Raw genomic sequence first — 21,405 nt, forward strand, 5'->3', positions numbered from 1 at the left:
ACTACCACTCTATTTCATCTATATTTTTGGGATTTTCATTTACAGTTAATTTCCCCACTTTGCCGTCAACTATTTCAAGAACCCTATCTCCTATTGGAGCAATCATAGTGTTGTGAGTAATTATAAGGACTGTGGTTTCCGTTTTTCTTGCAGTATTTTGCAAAATTTTCAAAACTTGCTTTCCCGTTTTATAATCAAGAGCTCCTGTAGGTTCATCGCACAAGAGAATTTTGGGATTTTTTGAAACTGCCCTTGCTATGGCAACCCTTTGTTGTTCTCCTCCTGAAAGTTGTGCCGGGAAATTATCCATCCTATTTTCAAGGCCCACTTCTTTTAAAACTTCTTTAGCATCAAGGGGCTTTTCTATTATTTGAGATGCAAGTTCAACATTTTCAAGAGCCGTAAGATTTGGAATTAAATTGTAATTTTGAAAAACAAAACCCATGTCTTCCCTTCTGTAAGTTGTAAGTTCCATTTCATTTAATTTTACAAGATCTTTTCCATCAATTATAACTTGACCTTGATCTGCCCTATCCATACCTCCTAAAATATTAAGGAGCGTGCTTTTTCCTGCCCCTGATGGACCTATTATAAGACATAATTCTCCCTTATTTATTTCAAAGGAAATGTTGTCGTTTGCAACTACAGTTGATGATCCAGTTATGAATTTTTTAACTAAATTTTTTACTTCTATAAATGCCATATTGTTTTTTATACCCCTTTTATGAAAACTTTAAATTTTCATTTATTCAATATTAATTACTCTTGCCCCTAAAATTTCTGCATCCTCTAGTCTGTGGCTTACATAAATTAAGGGACTTTTCAAATTTTTATTTATATAATTAAGCATTAAAATCCTTGTGTCCTCATCAACTTCACGAATAGCTTCATCCATAAGCAAAATATTTCCGTCATATATAGAAGCTCTTATAAAACTTATTCTTCTTTTCATGCCCCCTGAAAGCTCTCTAACTTTCATGTCCAAAAGATTAAAAAGTCCAACCTGATTTAATTCTCTTTCGTACTGAAAATCTGTAAGTTCTTTTACAAAGCTTAAATTTTCTCTTACACTTTTATTTTCAAAAAGAAGATTGTCTTGAAAAACAATTGATGGTTTAAGGGGCTCTGAAGAAATTATTTGCCCCTTATCAGGTCTTATTTGACCGCTTATTATTTTTATAAGGGTGGTCTTTCCAGATCCTGATCTACCTATAAGGCAAATTTTTTCATCTTTTAAATGTAAATTGAAGTTTTCTAAAACTTTTTTATCTCCATAAGATTTACAAATATTTTTTAAGATCAGTTCCATCTACTTTTTATCCTTTTTATAATAAATTCAAGAAAAAAATTTAAGCTGATTCCTATTATTGTCCAGGCTATTAAACCTTCCATGTCCAAATAAATTTTTGAATCATATATTCTCGAGCCTAGTCCGTATTTAGGATGGCCTATTACTTCCGCCGCAACTATACTTTTAAAACCGAATCCTAAACTTATTAAAAGAGAACTTAAAAAATAGGGTTTTAAACTTTCAAAATATATGTACTTAAATTTTTTAAAGGGTCTTACATTAAATATTTTACCCATAAAAATGTAATCTATAGAAATTTGGCCGAGACCCTCCATAATATTTATATAGATAAGGGGAATTATTACAATTGCAGAAATAATTAAACCTAAGCTTTCAATTTTAAAAAACATCAAGGCAAAAATAATAAAACTTACAACAGGTATAGATTTTATTGTCTTTATCAGAGGCTCTATAAGTTCTTTTAAAGCCCTAGATTTATAAGATAGGTAGGATAAGATTAAAGCTATTATTAAAGCCACTGAAAGGCCCTCTAGGAGGCTTAAAAAGGTGTTTAAAATATTAAGGTAAGACTCTTTTTCCCTTAAAATTTCAAAAAGTCTTTTTAATACAGCTTGGGGAGACACTATAAGTATCTCCCTCCTTTTTACATATGAAATTATAAACCAAATGGAAATCCAAAAAAATCCCCTTAAAATTTTTTTACTTGTAGTAGAAATTTTCACCGGGAAGTTTTCCTCCAACTGATTTTTTCTCTTGATCATAAAGCACCTTTAAATAATTTGCCAGATCATCTTCCATTTTTTGTCCATCAATAAAAGTTATATTGCACTTTGGCAGTGCCTCTTTTGCAATTTCTTCAGGAACTATTTCATATTTTCCTACAAGCTTTGCAGCTTCGTCATTTTTTGTAAAATCTACAGATTCTTTATATTCTTTCAAAAATGTTTTGAAAGCTTCTTCATGGTCTTTTAAGAAGTCATTTCTTACAACTGTAACTCCAACAATAAGCTTACCTGAATCTTTAAGCTTATCCCATTCTTCCGTAAGATTTATAAGTTCTTTTAAACCTTCAACTTTTTTTTGTGCTACTGTTAAGAAGGGTTGGGGAAGCATTACTATATGGTCTTTATTTTGAACAATGTCTGATACGACTTCACTATGTTCACTTTTATATTGAATGTTTACATCCTTATCTGGATCTAATCCATTTTCTATAAGAAGATGTCTTAATACAAATTCCGGTGAAGCTCCTTGTCCACTGGTAACGAGAGTCTTTCCCTTTAAGTCTGCTATTGTTTTTACATGGTCATTTGTTGATGCAATATACAAAACTCCCAAAGTATTTATGGCTGCAACTTTTATAAAGTCTTCTTTTTTGTTGTTTATTATTGCAGCTAAGTTTGAAGGTAGAGAACAAACATCATATTCCCCTTTCATAAGGCCTGTAACGGCTTCATCGGGGCTGTTTAAAATTTTATATTCATACTTTACTTCTGTTTTTCCTTCATCGCTGTCGTTAAATAATTTCACAAGACCCATAGCTGTAGGTCCTTTAAGAGCTGCTATCTTTATTGTTTCTTTTTCTTTATTCGCTTCTTTTTCTTTTGTATTTTCAACAGGTTTAGAACATCCTGTCAATATTAAAAGAAAAGAAAGTAAAATGATACTTAATTTTTTCATAAATTCCTCCTAAAATGAATTATAATATATTTGATAACCAAAGTCTATTTGATTGAGAGGAGATTCTTATGTTACTTATCTTGCTTGGGCCATCGGGAAGTGGAAAAACTACTCAGGCTGAAATTTTAAAAAGGTCTTATAATTTTAAAAAAATTGTTACATATACAACAAGGTCCATTAGAGAGGGCGAAAAGAATCACGAATCTTATAATTTTATAAATAAAGGACAATTTGAAGATAAAATTAAAGAAGACTTTTTCTTTGAATATACAATTTATGCAAATAATTATTATGGAACAAGTAAAGAATCCATTGTAAATGCTGCAAAAAGTTCCGACAATTTTGTTTTAACTGTTGATGGTAATGGTGCAAAAGTTTTAAAGGAAAAAATCCCCTGCACAACAATTTATTTAGAAATTCCTAAAGAAATTATTTTTAAAAGACTTATGGCAAGGGGAGAAAAAAGGGAAATTGTTGAAAAAAGAATTAAAATTTCCGAAAATTATAGGGATATTTCCGATTATGTAATCGATGGAACAAATTCTATTCAAAATATTACTGAAGAAATTTTAAAAATATACAAAAAAATAAGAGCCTAGGCGGATTTGTTCCGACCTAGCTCTTTAATTTTCTAAAAATTCCAAAGCTCTTTCAAGCATTTGAGTTGTCAATTGGTGGCCTGTTTTTTCAAATTTTTCAAAACACAGGTCTTTTTTATTTTTATACTTTTCTTTTATGCTTTGGTAAAATTTTTCGTTCATGGAATTACTTACAGTGTCATCATCTTGACCGTTTAAAAGGCAAATTTTTCTATTCATTAAATTTTCTGGATACCTGATTGGATTTAAAGTTCTTATAAATTCATTTCTTCTCATCATTTCATAAGTTTCTGTCCCTTGTATTTGAGATATTCCTTTTACTAATTCTTCAAACTCCATGGAACCGTTAAAGGACAAAAGACTTTTGATTTTTTTATTAAAGGTAAAAATTGCTCCGGCACTTATGGCGCCAAGAGAATGGCCTCCTATAATTATATTATTTTCATCAGCTCCTAAGTTTTTTATTGCATGCTTATAAATTCTTGTAGATTCCTCTACATTTCCCATAAGAGTTCTGAAAAAATATTCCTTAATGGTATTTGCATCTTCATAATCTAAGTTTCCTCTTGAACCATGATTTCTTTCTTCGGGAATTATTACTTGGTAGCCATAACTTGCAAAAATTGTTCCTCTAAAAACTTGTCTTTCTATATTTGAACCCCAACCATGATAAAAAATAAGGGTTTTTATTTTGTCTTCTATTTTTTTTGGTTTAATTACATAAGTTTGTATTCCATCTATATAAATTTCATCATAAGTAAACATTTTTGATTTTATCATTAGTCCAGCCTCCAGCTTGGTGGTCTTACTCCCTTACTTTCTAAAAATGAATTTGCTTTTGAAAAGGGTCTTGAGCCGAAAAATCCCCTATAGGCTGAAAGAGGACTGGGATGTGGTCCTTCAATTATTAGGTGATTTTTATTCTTTAATAATTTTTTCTTAGATCTTGCATGGGACCCCCATAGAATAAAAACAAGGGGTTCTTCTTTTTTATCAATAAGTTCAATTACATGGTCAGTAAAAATTTCCCATCCTATTTTTGAATGGCTCATAGGATTGTGAGCTCTTACTGTAAGAGTTGTATTAAGAAGCATGATTCCCTCTCTTGTCCATGGAATTAAACACCCTGTATGGGCTTCTTCTATTCCTAAGTCATCTTTTAATTCTTTATAAATATTTAAAAGGGATGGTGGAATTTTTACTCCCTCTTGCACACTAAATGCCAGCCCATGAGCTTGCCCTAAGTTGTGATAAGGGTCTTGACCTAAGATAACAACTTTTATATCTTTATAAGCCGTATAGTGAAAGGCATTAAAAATATCTTCTGCCTTAGGAAAAATTTGATGATTTTTATACTCTTCTATTAAAAGACTTCTTAAACTTTTATAATAGTTTTGTTTAAATTCATCTTCTAAAAGTTCTTTCCAATCATTTTTAAAAATATCCATTTAAGACTCCTTATGACTCGAAAAGAGATTGAAATAATTTTTTATTTTCTCCATTTAAAAATTGAATAAGATTATCCCTATTTTTCTTTTTAAAAAATATTACAAGTCTATCTCCTCTTTCAATTTTTGAATTTCCTCTTGGTATAATTGCAGAACCGTCTTTTCTTACAACTGCACCTATAATCATACCTTCAGGAAGGCTTAATTCTTTTAAAGTTAAATTTTCAACTTTTGAGCCTTCTTTTAAGGTAATCTCAAAAACTTCAGCCCTATCTGCAAACATGTGGTATAAATTCATCCCTCCATCTTTTTTCATTAGTTTTAAGATTTTATCTGCAGCTATCATAGATGGATTTATAATGGCACTTGCTGGCAAATTATCCAAAAATTTATTGTAAGTTTGAGATTCTACTTTTAAAATTATATCTTTTATTCCAATTCCGTCTGCCATAAGACAGGTTACTATATTTAATTCATCTTGAGATGTTAGGGCTAAAAGAGCATCACAACTAGTAAACTCTTCTCTGCTCTTTTTTAAAACATCTTTAAAAGAATTTCTTATTACAAAGGCATCTTCATATTTGTTTCTTAAATCCTTTGCCTTTTTTGAATCTTCTTCAATTACTTTTATATTTATTTCCTTGGCAGTATCTATTAAAGATCTGGTTATTCCCGAATCTCCAATAATTATCATATCTTTCTTTTTTTCTACATTGGTAAAATGGAAATGTCTGGATCTGAAAGAAATAATATCATCAGTAAGGCCCATTAAGTACAACTTATCCTCTTCGTCTAAAACGGTATTTCCGTTAGGTATAATAAGATTATTCTTTCTTAAAATTCCAACTACAAGTATTGTGGAAAGACTTCCTATTTCAGAAATTTTGTTTCCTATAAATTCCGGATCAAGCTCTACGCTATAATCTATTAATCTTACCTTGCCTCCTGCAAAGACATCAGATTTTATTCCTATGTCATCTTCAACAAGTTTTAAAATATTTCTTGAGCTTTCTAAATCCTGATTTAATATATAATCTATCCCTAAACTTTTCTTTAAATCAAAAATATCATTAATATCGTCATAAGAATTCATCTTAGTTATAATAAATCCTTTTGTATAATTTCTTACAAGTCTTGATATTAAAAGATTTATTTTGTCATCTTCAGTTAAAATTAGGACATAGTCTGTATCTTTTATTTCTAAAGACTCCATAAGACCTTGGTCAAAAAAATTAGCTGAAATTAATTTTGCATTTCTCTTTTTAAAATTATTAAATTCCCAAGAATCCCTATCTATAACAAGAACTTGGTCTTCATAAACCTGAAGAACATCAACAAGTTTTTGAGATATGGCGTTTGCGCCGAAAATAATTATTTTCATATTGACTCCTATGATTTTCTTCCCGGTGCTACAAGAGCAAGGAGAGTGAAAAATTCCAGTCTTCCTAAGAGCATAAAGAAGGAAAACATAAGCTTATATCCTCCATTAAAAAACAAAAAGTTTTGTGTAGGACCCACTCTTCCAAAACCTGGACCTACGTTAGAAAGCATGGTCATTACAGAAGATGTAGCACTGACATAATCCAAACCGCTAAGGGAAACAAGGGCTGATCCTAAGACAAGAACTATAATATAGACTCCTGCAAAGGCAGCTATTCCAAATACAACTTCATCGCTTAAATTTCTTCCGTTTATTTCTATAGGCACAACTGCATTAGGATGGATAACCTTTATAATTTCCCTTTTTATAAGTTTCCATATAACAACAATTCTTATTACCTTCATTCCACCTGCAGTAGAACCTGCACAGGAACCAATGAAAAATAAAATATATAAAATGTATTTTGAAAAAACAGGCCAAAGGTCATAATCTGCACTGGCAAATCCTGATGTTGAACTTATGGATGTAACTTGAAAAGCTGAATCTAAAAAAGATTTTCCAAAACTTCCATAGCCACTGAAAAATAAATCAAGGCCTATTAAAATTATTGCCCCTATAATTATAAAATAATAGTGTATAAATTCTTCATCTGTAAAAATGTTTTTAATTTTTCCCTTTAATAGATAATAGTACATGGTGAAGTTGGTTCCGCAAAGAACCATAAAAACACTCATTACAATAGGAATATAGGCTCCATCTACGCTCATTAAGCTATCGCTGTAAGAAGAGAAACCTCCAGTTCCCACTACTCCAAAAGTGTGAACTACAGAATCAAAAAGGGTCATTCCTCCAATTTTCAGTAGAGTTATTAAAATGATTGTTATACCCATATAAATTATATAAAGTCTTTTTGCAGTTTCACTCATTTTAGGTTCAATTTTACCTGCTACAGGTCCTGGGGTTTCCGCTTTAAATATTTGAAAACCTCCAACACCAAGTTTCGGCAAAAGAGATAGAGTAAATACAAGAATTCCCATTCCCCCTATCCAGTGAGTTACACTTCTCCAAAGAACTATTGATTTGGGAATCTTACTTATATCATCTATAACACTTGCTCCAGTTGTTGTAAAACCTGAAACAATTTCAAAAAAAGCATCTATATAAGTTGGTACACTTTTTGACAAATATAGGGGTAAAGCTCCAAATAGAGCTGCAAATATCCAACCTAAAGAAACAATCAAAAGCCCATCTTTAGGAGTAAGCCTTCTGCTCTTTTCCGTTATAAAACTTGTAAACACTGAGAAAACCAGCATAATCCCAATAGTAATGATAAAAGAATTAAGAGAGGCTTCTTGATTAAAAAATCCTATCAGGAGGGAAGGAACCATAAAAAAGGTCTCTATTCCCACAAGAAATCCTATTATTCTAAATGCCACTGAATAATTCATTTATAAAATCACTCTTCTTTTTCTTTTTATTGTAAAATATGGACTTTAATGTTTGTATATTTTCATGAGTACAAAATACAACAACCCTGTCTCCCGGCACCAAAACCGTATTTCCGTTGGGAATAAAAGCTTTTTCATCTCTTAAAACAGAAATTAGAAGTATTCCTTGGGGAAGATTTAAGTCCATAACTTTTTTATTTATTATCTTTGCTCCCTCTTTAACTAAGATTTCAGTAAACTCAGCATCGCCATCAAGCATAAGGTTTACAGATAGGGAACCTGAACCTCTTAATATCCTTAAAATTTCACTTGCAGTAATAAATGATGTGTTAAAAGCTCCATCAAGAGATAGTTTTTCAAGAATCTGGTTATAATTAGGTCTTGAAATCTTGGCAACAGATTTATAAATTCCCATTTGCTTAGCGGAAAGAGCCATAAGTAAATTAGTTTCATCAATGCCTGTTGCAGCTACAAAGGCATCATTTGTATCCATCATCTCTTCTTCAAGAAGAGTCAGGTTGGTTCCGTCACCATTAATAATAGTTGCATTGGGAAGACGCTCTTTTAATTTTATACATCTTTCCCTGTCGATTTCTATTATAGTTGTATCAATTTTATCTTCCTTTAGCAAAAGCCCCAGATATAAACCCAGCTTTCCTCCGCCTAAGATCATTACTCTTTGAACGGTTCTGGACTTTCTTATGCCAGAATGTTTCTCGTCAAATAAATCAACTTCTTTTCTTGGGCCACATATAAGAACAACGTCATTTTCTTCAAGAACAGTTGAACCATAGGGAATGATTGTTTCTCCGTTTCTTGACACAGCTGCAATTAAAAGATTTTCAAAATCCTCAAGATCTTTTATTTCTCTTCCCACAAAATTTTCATCCGTTTGAATGTTAAACTCAGCAAGTTTTACCTTGCCACCTGCAAATTCATCTGTCATTAAAAGATATTTTTTAAGCAAATATTTTTCAATATTAAGGGCGGTTGCATAGTCTGGGTTTATTATGTGATCTATTCCCAGCTCATCAATAATAAAGCCAACTTGCTTGTGATACTCCGGATTTCTTACCCTTGCAATACATTTATTGCAGCCTAATTTTTTTGCAACAGTACAAATAAGTACATTAGCTTCATCAGAAGTAGTAGTTGCAATTAATAGGTCATAGCTTGATATTTCCAGCTCCTTTAAAACATCAAAATCAAGACCGTTTGCATGAACGGTTAAAACATCTAAACTGGAATTTATATCTGAAATTGCTTTTTCCGATTTATCAACCACTGTAACATCATAATTTTCTATCGAAAGAGCAGAAGATAATCTTGAACCTAGTTTTCCTCCACCTACAATTATAGCTTTCATATCAATACCTCATTTTTATTTCAATATTAAAAGTATAATCTTTAAATTTTTCTTTTAATTTATTTTCAATCTCTTTATCTATCTTATCTCTGTCTCCGTAACTTTTTATTATATTTCCGTCAACTACAGCATCAAAATTTATAACTCCGTCTCTTATTATTAAATCATGAAAGCCTACAAAAGCTCTTGTGGTTTCCATAATCTTCTCAATTTCCCTTTCAGCATCCTTATATTTTTTAGCTTTCATACCCGCTGGTTCTGGATGAATAATAAAATTCAGTTTAAGCTGATTTTTTAATTGATGTTCCATATTGTCAACAATGGAATGAACGTCATAAATGCTCATGTTATGATCAAATTCAACATCCACAATGGCAAACTTATCTTCAGGACCAAAGCTTACAACTCTTACATCGTGACAGCCCTTAACATCTTCGTAAGAATTTATAGAATCTTTTATTTCTTTAATAATATCATCAGAAGGTGCCTCTCCTATAATATTCGATACCGTATCCTTAAGAAGAGAAAAAGCTGAGAAAATAATAAATATTGAAACAATTATCCCTATAATTCCGTCAATATGAATTTTGAAAATCTTATTAGTAAAAATATTTATAAGTACAATGGATGTTACTAAAACATCTCCAATGGCATCTGTTGCCGTTGCCTTTAATGGACTTGAATCAATTTTTTCTCCTATTGTCTTATAAACCACAACTATATAAACCTTTATTAAAATTGACAGGTTCATAAGAATAAGGGAAATAAAACTGTATTCATCCTTTGATCCGTTTACTATTTTTTTGTAGGAAGCGAATAAAAATTGAATTCCCACTATTAAAACAAAAATACAAATAATAAGAGCTGATAAATACTCTATTCTTCCATGGCCGTAAGGATGTTCCTTATCGGCAGGTTTTCTTGAAAGTTTAACCCCTATAATAGTTACAACTGCAGAAAAAACATCAAAAATATTGTTGACCCCATCTGCAAGAACTGAAATAGAGCCTGAAACAAGACCTATTGTAACTTTAATTATAGAAAGAATAACATTGGTGATAATGCCGAAAAATCCGGTATAAGTTGAAATTTTAGCCCTATCTTCGTAAGGACCTCCAAATTTTCCAAGTTTCAAAATTAAATTTACCATTTTAACCTCAATATAAGTATTTCTTAGATTATATCATAATAAAAGGCAAGAAATTTTCTCACCTTATACAAAAATAGAAAGCCGAAGCTTTCCATTAAATATTTGTAATTCTTTTATTAGTGTACTCTCTTAAGAGCTGAAATACAACTGCAAAAAGAGGAACAAAAACCCACATCCCAATTATTCCGTAAAGACTTCCTCCAACTATAATGGCAAATAAGGACCACATGGGAGGTATAGAAAGAGCTCCACCTACAATTTTAGGGTAAATAAAGTTTCCTTGAATTTGTTGGATAACAAGAGAATAAATTAAATATATAAGGGCCTTTGTAGGAGATTCTATTAAAATAAACACAACTCCCAAAGCAGTTCCTATAAAAGGTCCCACAAGAGGAACCAGATCACTTGTAGCTGCAATAACTGAAATCATAGGTCCATAAGGAAGTCTTAAAATTATCATGCCCACAAAAGTTAAAAGCCCAAGTATAATTGCATCAAAAACTTGTCCTTTTACAAAATAATAAAAATTATTGTGAGTAATTGAAAGAACATGAAAAATATAGGCGCTCTTTTCCTTAAATAAAGCTTTTATCAATTTCTTAAATTGCCTTTCAAGACCTTTTTTATCAAGAAGAATATAAATTGCAAAAACAAAAGCTAAGAAAGAATCCATAAAGGCTCCGAAAATACCCGATGCCGTTCCTATAATTGAGGTATAAATTTTTGAATTTGACCCGTCAAAAAATCCTTTAACTTTGTCAAAAACTTTGTCCCAAGAAAGTTTGCTTATGGTTTTTTCAAGATTTTCTCCATAAACTGCAGTCCAGGAATTTTTCTTTAAAAATTCTACAAGTCTTTTTATAAATTCAGGTATCTTCTCTTCAAGAGCTTTAACCGCATTTATAAGTTGAGGAATTATAAGATAAGTTACAAGAGTTATAAAGGCTCCTAAAATAATTAAAGTTATTAAAAGAGCAAGAGGCTCTATAAATTTTTTAAACTTTTCATTCTTAACTTTACTTAAAAGCTTTATAAAAAAATTCATTGGAATTTTTAAAACAAAAGCGAGAGCCGCCCCTGCAATAAAAGGACTTACAATACCAAGTAAAAATAAAAAATATTTGAAAATACTTTTTATATATATGAAGCAAAAAGTAAAAGTAATTGCAATTAATATAATTTTTAAAATGTCTTTGTTTTCTTCTTTTCTTATCATTTTCTCACCCATATCTATTTTAACATTAAGTTAAACTTTATGGGTATATAAATAACAAAACAATAATTTGGAGGACTTTATGAAAAAAAGAAATATAATTATCTCACTAAGTCTCACTTTTTTAGTTTCAATCTTGTTGGGTTACTTTCTCTTAAATGAAGACTTAGCGCAAAAATTTTCCTATGAATTTATTAAAAATAAAGAAAATATTTTAATAAACGGAGAAATTTCCGCAAAGGGACTTTTTATAAATAATGTAAGAGCAAGCTTTATAATGGTCATTATAGGCTTCATACCTTTTTTGTTTTTACCTTACTTAGGCTCTTTTGCAAATGGATTTATAATAGGGGTAATAGGAAAAATGCTCTCTTTTAAAAAAATGAACTTGCTTAGAGCTTTTGTCTTTGGGATTCTTCCCCATGGAATATTTGAAATTCCCGCCCTTATTTATGCCATGTATTTAGGTGTAACTTTTTGCTTAAATATAACAAAAAAATTTCTGAAAAAAGACAGAGAAAATTTTTCAGACCTTTTCAGAAAAAATATTATGAATTTTATTAAAATTGTAATTCCCCTACTGATAATCGCCGCTCTTATTGAAGCTTATGTAACTCCCCTTTTATTAAAATAAATTTAAAATTTCTATAAAAAAAGAGATTGTTTAACAATCTCTTTTTATTTTAAATCACTTTTTACTACAAGGACACTTACTTTTGATTGGTTTATTACTTTGTTTGATACGCTTCCTAAAAGTGTTCTTGAAAATGCTCCCAAACCACGGTTTCCCATTACTATTAAATCACAATCATGTTCTTCTGCAAATTTACAAATTTGACTTGCAGGATTTCCTGATGTATAAAATGTTTCATGATTGTAGGGATAATTTTCCAGTTCTTTATCTACATCAGTTAAGACAAATTCCGCTCTTTCGGTGTTTGCCTTATCTATTTCCAAAGTATAGGGGAAATTTGTAGGATATTGTTCAAATATGCTGGTTTCAGGTATTACTGTAAGTATTAATAAATCCGCTTGAACTTTTTCTCCTAATTTTCTTGCAACTTTTACGGATTCATTACTGGATTTTGATCCATCTATAGGTACTAAAAATTTCATTTTGCCCTCCTTAAATTTCTATAATTTATTAATATAATTATACCCAATTTAAAAAAAAGAAACAGATTTTACTCTGTTTCTTTTTGATATTATCTTTTTAAATTTACCATTTTCTTAGGGTCTACTATTTTATCAAATTCTTCTTCTGTTAAAAGTTTTAAACTAAGACAAGCTTCTTTTAAAGTTGTTCCCTCTTGGTGAGCTTTTTTTGCAATTTTAGCTGCATTCTCATAGCCTATATAGGGATTAAGTGCAGTTACAAGCATTAAAGATTTGTTTACATTTTCATTAATTTTTTCCATATTGGGTTTTATTCCAACTGCACAATTTTTATTAAAGCTTATAAGTGCATCACTTAAAAGTCTTACACTTTGAAGAAAATTATAAGCTATAAGAGGCATGTATACATTTAATTCATAATTTCCTTGAGAAGCCGCTATACTTATTGCAGTGTCATTTGCCATTACTTGAACACATACCATTGTAAGAGCTTCTGCTTGGGTTGGGTTAACTTTTCCTGGCATTATTGATGAACCAGGTTCGTTTGCAGGAATTGTTATTTCTCCTATTCCACACCTTGGACCTGATGCAAGAAGTCTTACGTCGTTGGCCATTTTAAGCATATCACATGCAAGAGCTCTTATTGCTCCATGCACAAAGACAAGTTGATCTTTACTTGTTAGAGCATGAAATTTATTTTTTGCGCTTATAAATTTATGGCCGCTTTTTTTTGAAATTTCTTTTGCTACAAGTTCTGCAAAATCTTTGTGAGCATTAAGTCCTGTTCCTACTGCAGTTCCTCCCAGGGCAATTTCACGGAGTCTTTCAAGAGAATCTTTTATCATTTCCTTTGAAAGTTCAAGCATTCTATGCCAGCCGCTTATTTCTTGTCCTAAAGATAGGGGCACTGCATCTTGCAAGTGAGTTCTTCCTGTTTTTATAATTTCCATATAGTCTTTTGAAAGTTTATCAAAAGTTTCTTCCAATTGATCTATAGCAGGAATTAATTTTTCTTCGATGGAAAGTAAAGCACTTATATGAAGAGCCGTTGGAAAAGTATCATTACTTGATTGGGATTTATTTACATCATCATTTGGATGAAGAACTTTTTCCTTTAGTATTTCATTTCCCCTGTTAGCTATTACTTCATTTACATTCATATTGCTTTGAGTGCCAGATCCTGTTTGCCAAACCACAAGAGGGAAATGTTCGTCAAGTTTTCCTTCAAGTATTTCATCACAAACTTTTTTTATAGCTCCTGCTTTTTTTTCATCAATAAGATTTAAATTTTTATTAGTTTCAGCAGCTCCATATTTTAAAATTGCAAAAGCTCTTATTATTTCTTCAGGCATCTTTTCAGTACCTATAAGAAAATTTTCATGACTTCTTTCAGTTTGAGCAGCCCAATATTTATCTTTTGGAACTCTTATCTCACCGATGCTGTCATGTTCAATTCTATAATCCATTATTCTCTTGCAACTCCATCTTTTCTTGCTTGATCTGCTACAGCTTTTGCAACTTTTTCTGCAACGCTTAAATCAAAAGCATCAGGGAGTACACGTTCTTCTATAGGATTTTCAACTGCATCTGCTATTGCATGAGCTGCGGCAAGTTTCATGTTATCTGTAATTTTTCTTGCTCTTACATCAAGGGCTCCTCTGAAAAGTCCCGGAAATACTGATACATTATTTACTTGATTTGGAAAGTCACTTCTTCCTGTACCACAAATTCTTGCTCCACCTTTTTTTGCTTCTTCCGGATAAATTTCAGGAACTGGATTTGCCATTGCAAAAACAATTGCATCTTTATTCATCTTTTCTACCATTTCTTTTGTAACAAGACCTGGACCTGAAACTCCTATAAAAATATCAGCTCCTGTTAAAGCTTCTGCCATGCCGCCCTTAACATTTTCAGGATTACATTTAGAAAGCATTTTTTGTCTATATTCATCATCGTAGTAGTCCGGACCTATTATTCCTTTTCTTCCTACAAAAATTACATTTTTTGCTCCTTCAAGAGTAAGAAGGTGTAATATTGCCATACCAGCTGCACCGGCACCACTCATTACAATTCTTGTGTCTTCAAGTTTTTTTCCTACTAATTTTAAAGAATTTAAAATTGCTGCAATAACAACTATTGCAGTTCCATGTTGGTCGTCATGAAAAACTGGAATGTCCATTTCTTCTGCAAGCCTTTGTTCTATTTCAAAACACTTAGGTGCTTTTATATCTTCAAGATTTATTCCACCAAAAGTAGGTTCAAGATTTTTTACAGTTTTTATAATTTCTTCTGTATCTTTTGTAGCAAGGCAGATTGGAAAGGCATCAACATTAGCAAAATTTTTAAATAAAATTGATTTTCCTTCCATAACTGGCATTCCTGCCATAGCACCTATATCTCCAAGACCTAAAACTGCAGTTCCATCAGTTACAACTCCTACAAGATTCCATTTTCTTGTTAAATTGTAAGCTTCGTGAGGATCTTCTTTAATTGCTAAACAAGCTTCTGCAACTCCCGGTGTATATGCAAGGGCAAGAACTTCTGCGTTATCTGTCTTTGCTCTTGGTTTAATTTCAAATTTTCCCCTTAATTCTCTATGAAGCTTCATAGCTTCTTTTTTATTGTCCATTTTTATCCTCCTAATAATTAATTTTTAAACTAAGTAAATTATAGCACACAATCCTCTTTATACAGAAAATGTTTTCTTATTCTTGACTTAAAAATAAAAGGCTAATAAACTTAGATTGGTGATATTTTGAAAAAATATTTTTTATTTTTAATTTCAATTTTTATATTTTTAACAGCCTGCTCAAATCAAGAGATTTCAAAAGAAATGGATGAAAGGGAAAAAATTTTTCAATATTTTTCCTCAAGGCCTTCTGCTGAAAAAATTAAAGATTTAAGTGTTGCTTTAAATAAAACAGAACAAATAATGAATTTAAAAGATGATACTCTTACTCTTGAGCTTAGTGACCAGGATTATTTTAAAAATTCTTACCAAAATATAAAAGAACTTGTTTATATTTTTTATTTAAATCCCACTATAAACACCATTGTTTTAAAAAGTTCAACAGATAAAAGTATTATTGAGAGAAAAACTTTTAAAATATATTTAAGAGAACTATTTTCTCTACCTGTAAATGAGGAAAATTTTAAAAAACTTACTTATGAGCTTAAAACCATTGATGAAGGTGAGCTTGCAAAAATTAAAATTATAGATGATATAGATGCCTTAATTAAAAACATCTATGGCACTTCAAAGGGTTTAGATCAGATAAATTATAAGATAATAAAAGATGATATGGAAAAAAATTTATATGTTTTTTATCTTTGCATAAGACTTTCAAACTTTAATGAAAAACTAGAGGAAAAATCTTATGATAATTTATTTGTAAAATTAAAATTTAGAAAAAAGGCTCTTCTTTCTTATAGTCTTTTTTCAAAAGAAATGTTAAATCAAGAAGATTTAAAGGATTTAAATATATATAAACTTGCAGAAAATGCCAGTTTTGCAAATTATTACATGAATCTTAACGGCGCAAAAGAATATTTAAAAAGCATAAAAAAATAACCCGAATTTTTCGGGTTATTTTAATACTTGTTCTAAATCCGTTTCAGGACCTATGTTTATTCTATTCATTGAAAAAGTAGACTGTTTTAATCCCTTTAAAATAATATTTTCTCCTTCATTTGTTGTAAATGTAATGTTATATCCCTTTTCTTTTACTATAACATCACTTAAATTATCGTGAAGACCTAAAGGATATGCCATAGCCTTATAGGGACTCATAAGTCCATTCATCTTTTCTTCAAAATTTTTAATATCATTTTTTAAATAAGAAATATATTCTTTCTCATCCCCCTGCCTTAAAAGAGATGTGTGAATGTCAGGATTTTCTTTTTCATATTTTTCCACTTGGTGCATATCAAAAGTGTGGGATCCAAATTCCACAAGTTTTGAATTTTTCATTTCTTCCATTTGATTTAAATCGTAGTGGGGAATAATTTTTATTCCGCTTTCTTTATAAGTGTCTTTGCCTATGGAAACTCCTATGGGAAAATACAAAGCTTTATAATTATACTTTTTTAAAAGGGGATAAACTTTTGTATAGTTACTTTTATAGCCATCGTCAAAAGTTAAAAGAATTGATTTTTCAGGAAGGGCTTTTCCCTTTTCTACAAAATCATTTATATCTTTTAGACTTATTGTAGTATAATTTTTTTCTTTTATTTTTTCAAAAAGTTCTATAAGTTTATTTTCATCAATTATTGCAGGATTATTTTTATCTTGCCCTATATGATGGAGCATCAGATTTAAAATTTTACCTTCAAAATTTTCTTTTTTTGCAATTTGAGGTCTTACATCTTGTCCTTTCTTTACAAAAGTTCCAAAATCTTCAGGAATAAAATGTTCTTTGTCTCCAAATATTTTATATATCATCATATCTCCCACATCATTTCTATAGTGGGCGGTATCATAAAAATATCTTGGATCAAGACTTATACTTGAATAAGTAAAATCCCAATAGTCGCTTATTTTATTTAACCTTCTATAAAATTCATCAATATCTGTTTTTGGGTAAGCATTAAAGGCAGTTTTATAAAGAGGATACATTATAAGTCTTAATTTAACATTTTTCTCTTGCAAAAACTTTACTGTATCTTCTAAGTCTGAAAAAAATTGATCTTTATATTTTGTTTCTATTTTTGCCTTTTCAAATTTAAAATCCGGATATAAATTTAAATAATTTTCAAGGGAGCCTATATTTTCTGTATCTCTAACTCTTTTGTCATAATTGCCACTATCAGGTATAAATACATCAAATCCCGATGGAATATAAGATTTCTTTTTTGAAGACTTATACATGTCATAGGCATATCTCATATCTGAAAATAAATAATTTAAGTAAAATTCAAATTTATTTTTACCATCAACTTCAGGCTTCATCTTGTAGTGAAGATCATTATCCCCTGTATCATAACTTTCAGCAAAAGAAAAAGTAATAGGCAAGACTATTTCTTTTGCACCTCTTTTATTTACCAAATATTTAACAGTTTCTTTTACATCCTTCATATCGGCACCATAATAAAAGGCGTTATAATAATTTTTTTTGCCATATTTATTAAAGCTTTGTGTCAAAAGAGGACTTGAACCTGATGACCCTACTATATAAGCATCATAATTATCCTTATTATTTAGATAAGTTATTTTTGCAGTTCGAGGATTTCTTGTCATCCTATATGCAAACCAACCATCTTTTCTAAAGACTCCAAAGGGGTCCATATAAAAATTTATTGCTCCTATTAAAATAAGAATACTTAAAATTGAAAGTATAACTATTTTAATTTGTTTTTTAGCTTTCATTTTTCTCCTAATATTTTTGATATACAAATTCCATTTGAGTTATGTTTGTGCCCATAAGTCCGAAAACAATTGTAAATCCTATTACAAAGACTAAAAGTAAATATAAACTTACAGGTTTAAGTCTCTTTATCTTTTCGTAAAAATCTCCGTATTTTTCCTTATATATTCCGGCAAAAATCATTATAGTTATGCCAATAATAAGAACCACATATGAAAGAGGTTTCATGTTCATGGCAGAATAAAAGTTTGCCCAAAAATTTTTTCCGAAATAATTCTTTACAGTATATTTAAGCATGATCCAAAGTTCTCTTCCAGTATTTGCCTTAGAAAAATATCTTCCTATGGTGGTAATAAAAATTACCCATAAAATTTTTAAGGAATATTTAAATTTATAGGGTAGAGGAAGTTTCTTATCTATGTCTGCTCTTATATTTTCCAAAACAAGAGAAATAGATATAACTATACCATAAAATAAACCGAATAAAAGAGATATGGTCCTTGCACCATGCCAAGCTCCTATTAAAAGATAAACTACAATAGTTGAAATAAGCAAAGTAAAAATTTTCCCATATTTAGGTCCAAATTTTTTCCTTGATTTTTTATTTATGTTAGCAAAACTCTTTGAAAGACTCATAGGATAAAATACATATTCTCTCATCCAAGCTCCCAAACTCATGTGCCACCTTCTCCAATACTCTGCAACTGAATCTGCAAAATAGGGATTATTAAAATTCTCTGCAAGATCAATTCCCAAGATTTTTGAAAAACCCCTAACCATATCTATACCGCCGGAAAAATCTGCATAAATTTGAATTCCAAAAACAAACATAGCAAAAAATAAAACAGAACCTTGATAAGAAGTGTAAGATTTTACAACATTTCCTATAGGTTCAACCAATCTATCCGCTATTACGGTTTTCTTCATAATACCAAATAAAATTAAATAAAAACCTCTTACAAGATTTTCATAGTCAAAATTTTTCTTTGTGTATAAGGTATTTGAAAGTTCATCATATTTATCAATAGGGCCCTGTAAAAGAGCTGGAAAATAACTTACAAAAGTTGCAAATTTAAAAAAATCTTTCTCAGCATCATATTTACTTCTATAAAGATCAATTAAATATGAAGTTGCCTTGAAAGTGTAAAAAGATATTCCCAGGGGCGGAATAATTGACATAAAATCAAAGCTTTCAATTTTAAATACTTTTAAAAGTCCCAGATATTTTAAGCCAAAAAGTATTCCAAAATTAATTAAAAGCCCACTTATTAAATATTTTTTTGAATATTTTTTTCTATCTTTCTTAGGGTAGAGGTCGTTTATTTTTTGTATTTTTACACCTAAAAAATAAATGCTTATACTAGTTATAATAATATAAATTGCCATGGATTTTTCCATGACAAAATATAAAACAAGACTTGCCAGAAGTAAAAATAACCACTGGAATTTTTTAAAAATTGTGTAATATAAAACTACAAAAATACTTAACCCTAAATAAAGAATGGGATTTGTAAAATTCAATCAAGCTCTCCTAAAAAATGCTCTACAAGTTCTAAAATAGTTTTTGGAGTTTCAAAATTTTCAGGTAAGATGTCTTCAACTCCTATGTCGATTCCGAATTCATCGTTAAGTTCCAAAATCAAACTTACAGTATCAAAGGAATCTATTACTCCTGATTCAATAAGTTCAGTATCTTCTTCGATTTCAGCATTAGGATCTGGTGTTACATCCTTTAAAATTTCTATAATTTTGTCTAAATTAGTCATTTTTTTCTCCTAAATATTCTTTTAATTTATTTCTATCTACTTTATTATTTCTATTTAATGGCATTACGTCAAGTCTTATTATTTTTTTTGGCATCATGTGTCTTGGCAATTTATCTTTTAAGAGCCTAAACATATTTTTTTCATCGATTTGACCTTGATAAAATACGCTTATTAATTCTTTTTCTTTTTCAAATAAAACTCCGCTTATGTCAATTCCTTCTAAGGCATTAATTCTATTTTCAATTTCTCCAAGTTCTATTCTATATCCTAAGTGTTTTACTTGATTATCCATTCTGCCCTTAAAATAAATTTCCCCATTTTTTATAAGTCCAAAATCACCCGTTTTATAAAAAATTTCCCTATATTTATTTTGTAGAGGATTTTGAACAAAGGTCATATTTGTTTTTTCAAAATCATCATAATAACCTAAGGCAAGTCCTTCTCCTCCAACAAAAATTTGTCCTTCTTCATTTTCTTTACAAGGTTTGTTTTCTTCATCTAAGATATATATTTTAGATCCAGGAACTTCTTTTCCAGCAGGAATATTTAAAAGATCATCATCTTTTGAAATCTCATGATAAAGACAATTAAAACTTACTTCAGTAGGAGCATAAAGATTGTAAAATTTTGCCTGAGAATTTTCCATCCAATAAATCGCCGTTCTCTTTGGTAAAATTTCTCCTGAAAACATAACTTTTTTTACGCTTGGTATTTTTTTATAAGAAAATGCCTTAAAATTTTCCATAATTCTTAAAGCAAAAGTAGACCAAATTAAAACACTTGCTTGAAAATAATTTATAAGATCAAGGATTTTTTTGGGAAACATAAAATATTTAGGCGGTATTAGGGCTATAGCTGCAAGGTTATAAATCGACAAAAAAATACTTTTACAGGAAGAATCAAATTCAAAGCTAACTTGATTTCCAAAAATATCTTCCCTTGTAAAATTAAATTCTTCATTAAAGTTTCTGCACTGATCAATTATAGAGCCGTGACTTTTTAAAACCAGTTTTGGGCTTCCTGTTGATCCAGATGTAAACATACCAAAAGCAGGGGATGTCCTTATGCTTTTATTTAGAAACTTCATGTCTATTTCTTCATTAGTTTCAATTATCTCTTTTATGTCTTTTGAAAAAATTGAACTTTCTTTTGAAGATAAGATGCCTGCAAAGTCGTATCTTTTTATTATTTCTTCAAGTCTTTCTTTGGGAGTTTTGTAATTAATGGCAACATAATATCCTCCCGCTCCTAAGATGCCCATAAAAGCAAATAAATCATATTCATTGTCATCTATAAGTACAAGAAAGGGTTTCTTTAAATCAAAGTCTTCTTTGATTAAAAAATTTGCAACTTTTTTTGCCTTGGACAAATATTCTGCAAAAGTATATTTATTTTTTTCCGTTAAAATTGCGTATTTATCTTTCGCTTTTTTGTTTGCTTCAACTAATATATCAAATAAATTTTTCATTTTTCACCTTCTTGTAAATTATATAAAATTTAATTTTTTAATACAATTATTATAAGTTATTTGTATAAATATTTTAATTTTGCTTATCTTAAAAA

At 29.9% G+C, this 21,405-nt stretch carries 21 protein-coding genes; 3 read left to right on the top strand and 18 right to left on the bottom strand.

From position 1 onward, the window contains the following. Position 1 precedes the first annotated feature (1 nt). From J2S72_RS05200 to J2S72_RS05215, 4 genes are read right to left on the bottom strand one after another with little or no spacing between them, the layout of a single operon-like run. A complete protein-coding gene (locus J2S72_RS05200; protein WP_307495113.1) occupies positions 2-703 on the bottom strand; it encodes an ABC transporter ATP-binding protein in 702 nt (233 codons plus the stop codon). A 42-nt stretch (positions 704-745) separates the two neighbouring features. Then, complete coding sequence (locus tag J2S72_RS05205) at positions 746-1,309, bottom strand: ATP-binding cassette domain-containing protein (RefSeq protein ID WP_307495114.1); 564 nt, start codon at positions 1,307-1,309, stop codon at positions 746-748. After that, the gene (locus tag J2S72_RS05210) at positions 1,300-2,034 is read right to left on the bottom strand and encodes an ABC transporter permease (protein WP_307495115.1); all 735 of its coding nucleotides are present in this window, start codon (positions 2,032-2,034) and stop codon (positions 1,300-1,302) included. The genes J2S72_RS05205 and J2S72_RS05210 overlap by 10 nt, the downstream gene beginning before the upstream one ends. Then, on the bottom strand, positions 2,012-2,992 hold the full coding sequence (locus J2S72_RS05215) for an ABC transporter substrate-binding protein (RefSeq protein WP_307495116.1): 981 nt from the start codon (positions 2,990-2,992) through the stop codon (positions 2,012-2,014). The genes J2S72_RS05210 and J2S72_RS05215 overlap by 23 nt, the downstream gene beginning before the upstream one ends. Positions 2,993-3,060: 68 nt before the next feature. Here J2S72_RS05215 and J2S72_RS05220 point away from each other — a divergent pair, with 68 nt between their 5' ends. Continuing rightward, a complete protein-coding gene (locus J2S72_RS05220; protein WP_307495117.1) occupies positions 3,061-3,591 on the top strand; it encodes a guanylate kinase in 531 nt (176 codons plus the stop codon). Positions 3,592-3,615: 24 nt separating this feature from the next. Here J2S72_RS05220 and J2S72_RS05225 read toward each other — a convergent pair whose 3' ends face one another. The 7 genes from J2S72_RS05225 to J2S72_RS05255 all read right to left on the bottom strand — a co-directional run bounded on the left by J2S72_RS05225 (position 3,616) and on the right by J2S72_RS05255 (position 11,600). Further along, positions 3,616-4,371, bottom strand: coding sequence for a prolyl oligopeptidase family serine peptidase (locus J2S72_RS05225; protein WP_307495118.1), 756 nt, complete (start codon positions 4,369-4,371; stop codon positions 3,616-3,618). Further along, complete coding sequence (locus J2S72_RS05230) at positions 4,371-5,039, bottom strand: uracil-DNA glycosylase (RefSeq protein ID WP_023056004.1); 669 nt, start codon at positions 5,037-5,039, stop codon at positions 4,371-4,373. The genes J2S72_RS05225 and J2S72_RS05230 overlap by 1 nt, the downstream gene beginning before the upstream one ends. A 10-nt stretch (positions 5,040-5,049) precedes the next feature. After that, a complete protein-coding gene (locus tag J2S72_RS05235; protein ID WP_023056044.1) occupies positions 5,050-6,420 on the bottom strand; it encodes an NAD-binding protein in 1,371 nt (456 codons plus the stop codon). 8 nt (positions 6,421-6,428) lie between these two features. Then, on the bottom strand, positions 6,429-7,868 hold the full coding sequence (locus J2S72_RS05240) for a TrkH family potassium uptake protein (RefSeq protein WP_023056107.1): 1,440 nt from the start codon (positions 7,866-7,868) through the stop codon (positions 6,429-6,431). Next, positions 7,846-9,234, bottom strand: a complete 1,389-nt coding sequence (gene trkA, locus J2S72_RS05245; RefSeq protein WP_307495119.1) for a Trk system potassium transporter TrkA — start codon at positions 9,232-9,234, stop codon at positions 7,846-7,848. Before trkA ends, J2S72_RS05240 begins: the two co-directional genes overlap by 23 nt. Before the next feature lies 1 nt (position 9,235). After that, positions 9,236-10,384 carry a cation diffusion facilitator family transporter gene (locus J2S72_RS05250; RefSeq protein WP_023055995.1) on the bottom strand — a complete coding sequence of 383 codons (1,149 nt, stop codon included), beginning with the start codon at positions 10,382-10,384 and terminating at the stop codon, positions 9,236-9,238. A 94-nt stretch (positions 10,385-10,478) separates the two neighbouring features. Beyond that, positions 10,479-11,600, bottom strand: a complete 1,122-nt coding sequence (locus tag J2S72_RS05255) for an AI-2E family transporter (protein ID WP_023056059.1) — start codon at positions 11,598-11,600, stop codon at positions 10,479-10,481. A 79-nt stretch (positions 11,601-11,679) separates the two neighbouring features. Between J2S72_RS05255 and J2S72_RS05260 the strand changes: the two genes are divergently transcribed. Further along, complete coding sequence (locus J2S72_RS05260) at positions 11,680-12,231, top strand: stage II sporulation protein M (RefSeq protein ID WP_023056006.1); 552 nt, start codon at positions 11,680-11,682, stop codon at positions 12,229-12,231. 44 nt (positions 12,232-12,275) lie between these two features. On the opposite strand, the gene J2S72_RS05265 is transcribed toward J2S72_RS05260, so the two are convergent. The 3 genes from J2S72_RS05265 to J2S72_RS05275 form a co-directional block, all read right to left on the bottom strand. After that, positions 12,276-12,713, bottom strand: a complete 438-nt coding sequence (locus tag J2S72_RS05265; protein WP_023056095.1) for a universal stress protein — start codon at positions 12,711-12,713, stop codon at positions 12,276-12,278. Positions 12,714-12,802: 89 nt separating this feature from the next. Then, a complete protein-coding gene (fumC, locus tag J2S72_RS05270) occupies positions 12,803-14,179 on the bottom strand; it encodes a class II fumarate hydratase (protein WP_023056036.1) in 1,377 nt (458 codons plus the stop codon). Next, positions 14,179-15,342, bottom strand: a complete 1,164-nt coding sequence (locus J2S72_RS05275; protein WP_023056031.1) for an NAD(P)-dependent malic enzyme — start codon at positions 15,340-15,342, stop codon at positions 14,179-14,181. Before J2S72_RS05275 ends, fumC begins: the two co-directional genes overlap by 1 nt. A 126-nt stretch (positions 15,343-15,468) precedes the next feature. On the opposite strand from J2S72_RS05275, the gene J2S72_RS05280 reads away from it, so the two are divergent. Next, positions 15,469-16,284 carry a hypothetical protein gene (locus J2S72_RS05280; protein WP_023056081.1) on the top strand — a complete coding sequence of 272 codons (816 nt, stop codon included), beginning with the start codon at positions 15,469-15,471 and terminating at the stop codon, positions 16,282-16,284. A gap of 15 nt (positions 16,285-16,299) precedes the next feature. Here the strand turns inward: J2S72_RS05280 and J2S72_RS05285 are convergent, their stop codons facing one another. Genes J2S72_RS05285 through J2S72_RS05300 form a run of 4 tightly spaced genes read right to left on the bottom strand, consistent with a single transcriptional unit; the run spans position 16,300 to position 21,310 of the window. Beyond that, positions 16,300-18,078: a polysaccharide deacetylase family protein gene (locus tag J2S72_RS05285; RefSeq protein WP_023056104.1), complete on the bottom strand. Its 1,779-nt coding sequence runs from the start codon at positions 18,076-18,078 to the stop codon at positions 16,300-16,302. 7 nt (positions 18,079-18,085) lie between these two features. Next, positions 18,086-19,597, bottom strand: a complete 1,512-nt coding sequence (locus J2S72_RS05290) for an MBOAT family O-acyltransferase (RefSeq protein WP_023056003.1) — start codon at positions 19,595-19,597, stop codon at positions 18,086-18,088. Next, positions 19,594-19,842 (bottom strand): acyl carrier protein, encoded by a 249-nt coding sequence (locus J2S72_RS05295; protein WP_307495120.1) that lies wholly within the window; start codon positions 19,840-19,842, stop codon positions 19,594-19,596. The genes J2S72_RS05290 and J2S72_RS05295 overlap by 4 nt, the downstream gene beginning before the upstream one ends. Continuing rightward, positions 19,835-21,310, bottom strand: coding sequence for an AMP-binding protein (locus J2S72_RS05300; protein WP_307495121.1), 1,476 nt, complete (start codon positions 21,308-21,310; stop codon positions 19,835-19,837). The genes J2S72_RS05295 and J2S72_RS05300 overlap by 8 nt, the downstream gene beginning before the upstream one ends. Positions 21,311-21,405: the final 95 nt, after the last annotated feature.

It is taken from the genome of Peptoniphilus koenoeneniae, from assembly GCF_030812875.1.
Taxonomy (GTDB): domain Bacteria; phylum Bacillota; class Clostridia; order Tissierellales; family Peptoniphilaceae; genus Peptoniphilus_B; species Peptoniphilus_B koenoeneniae.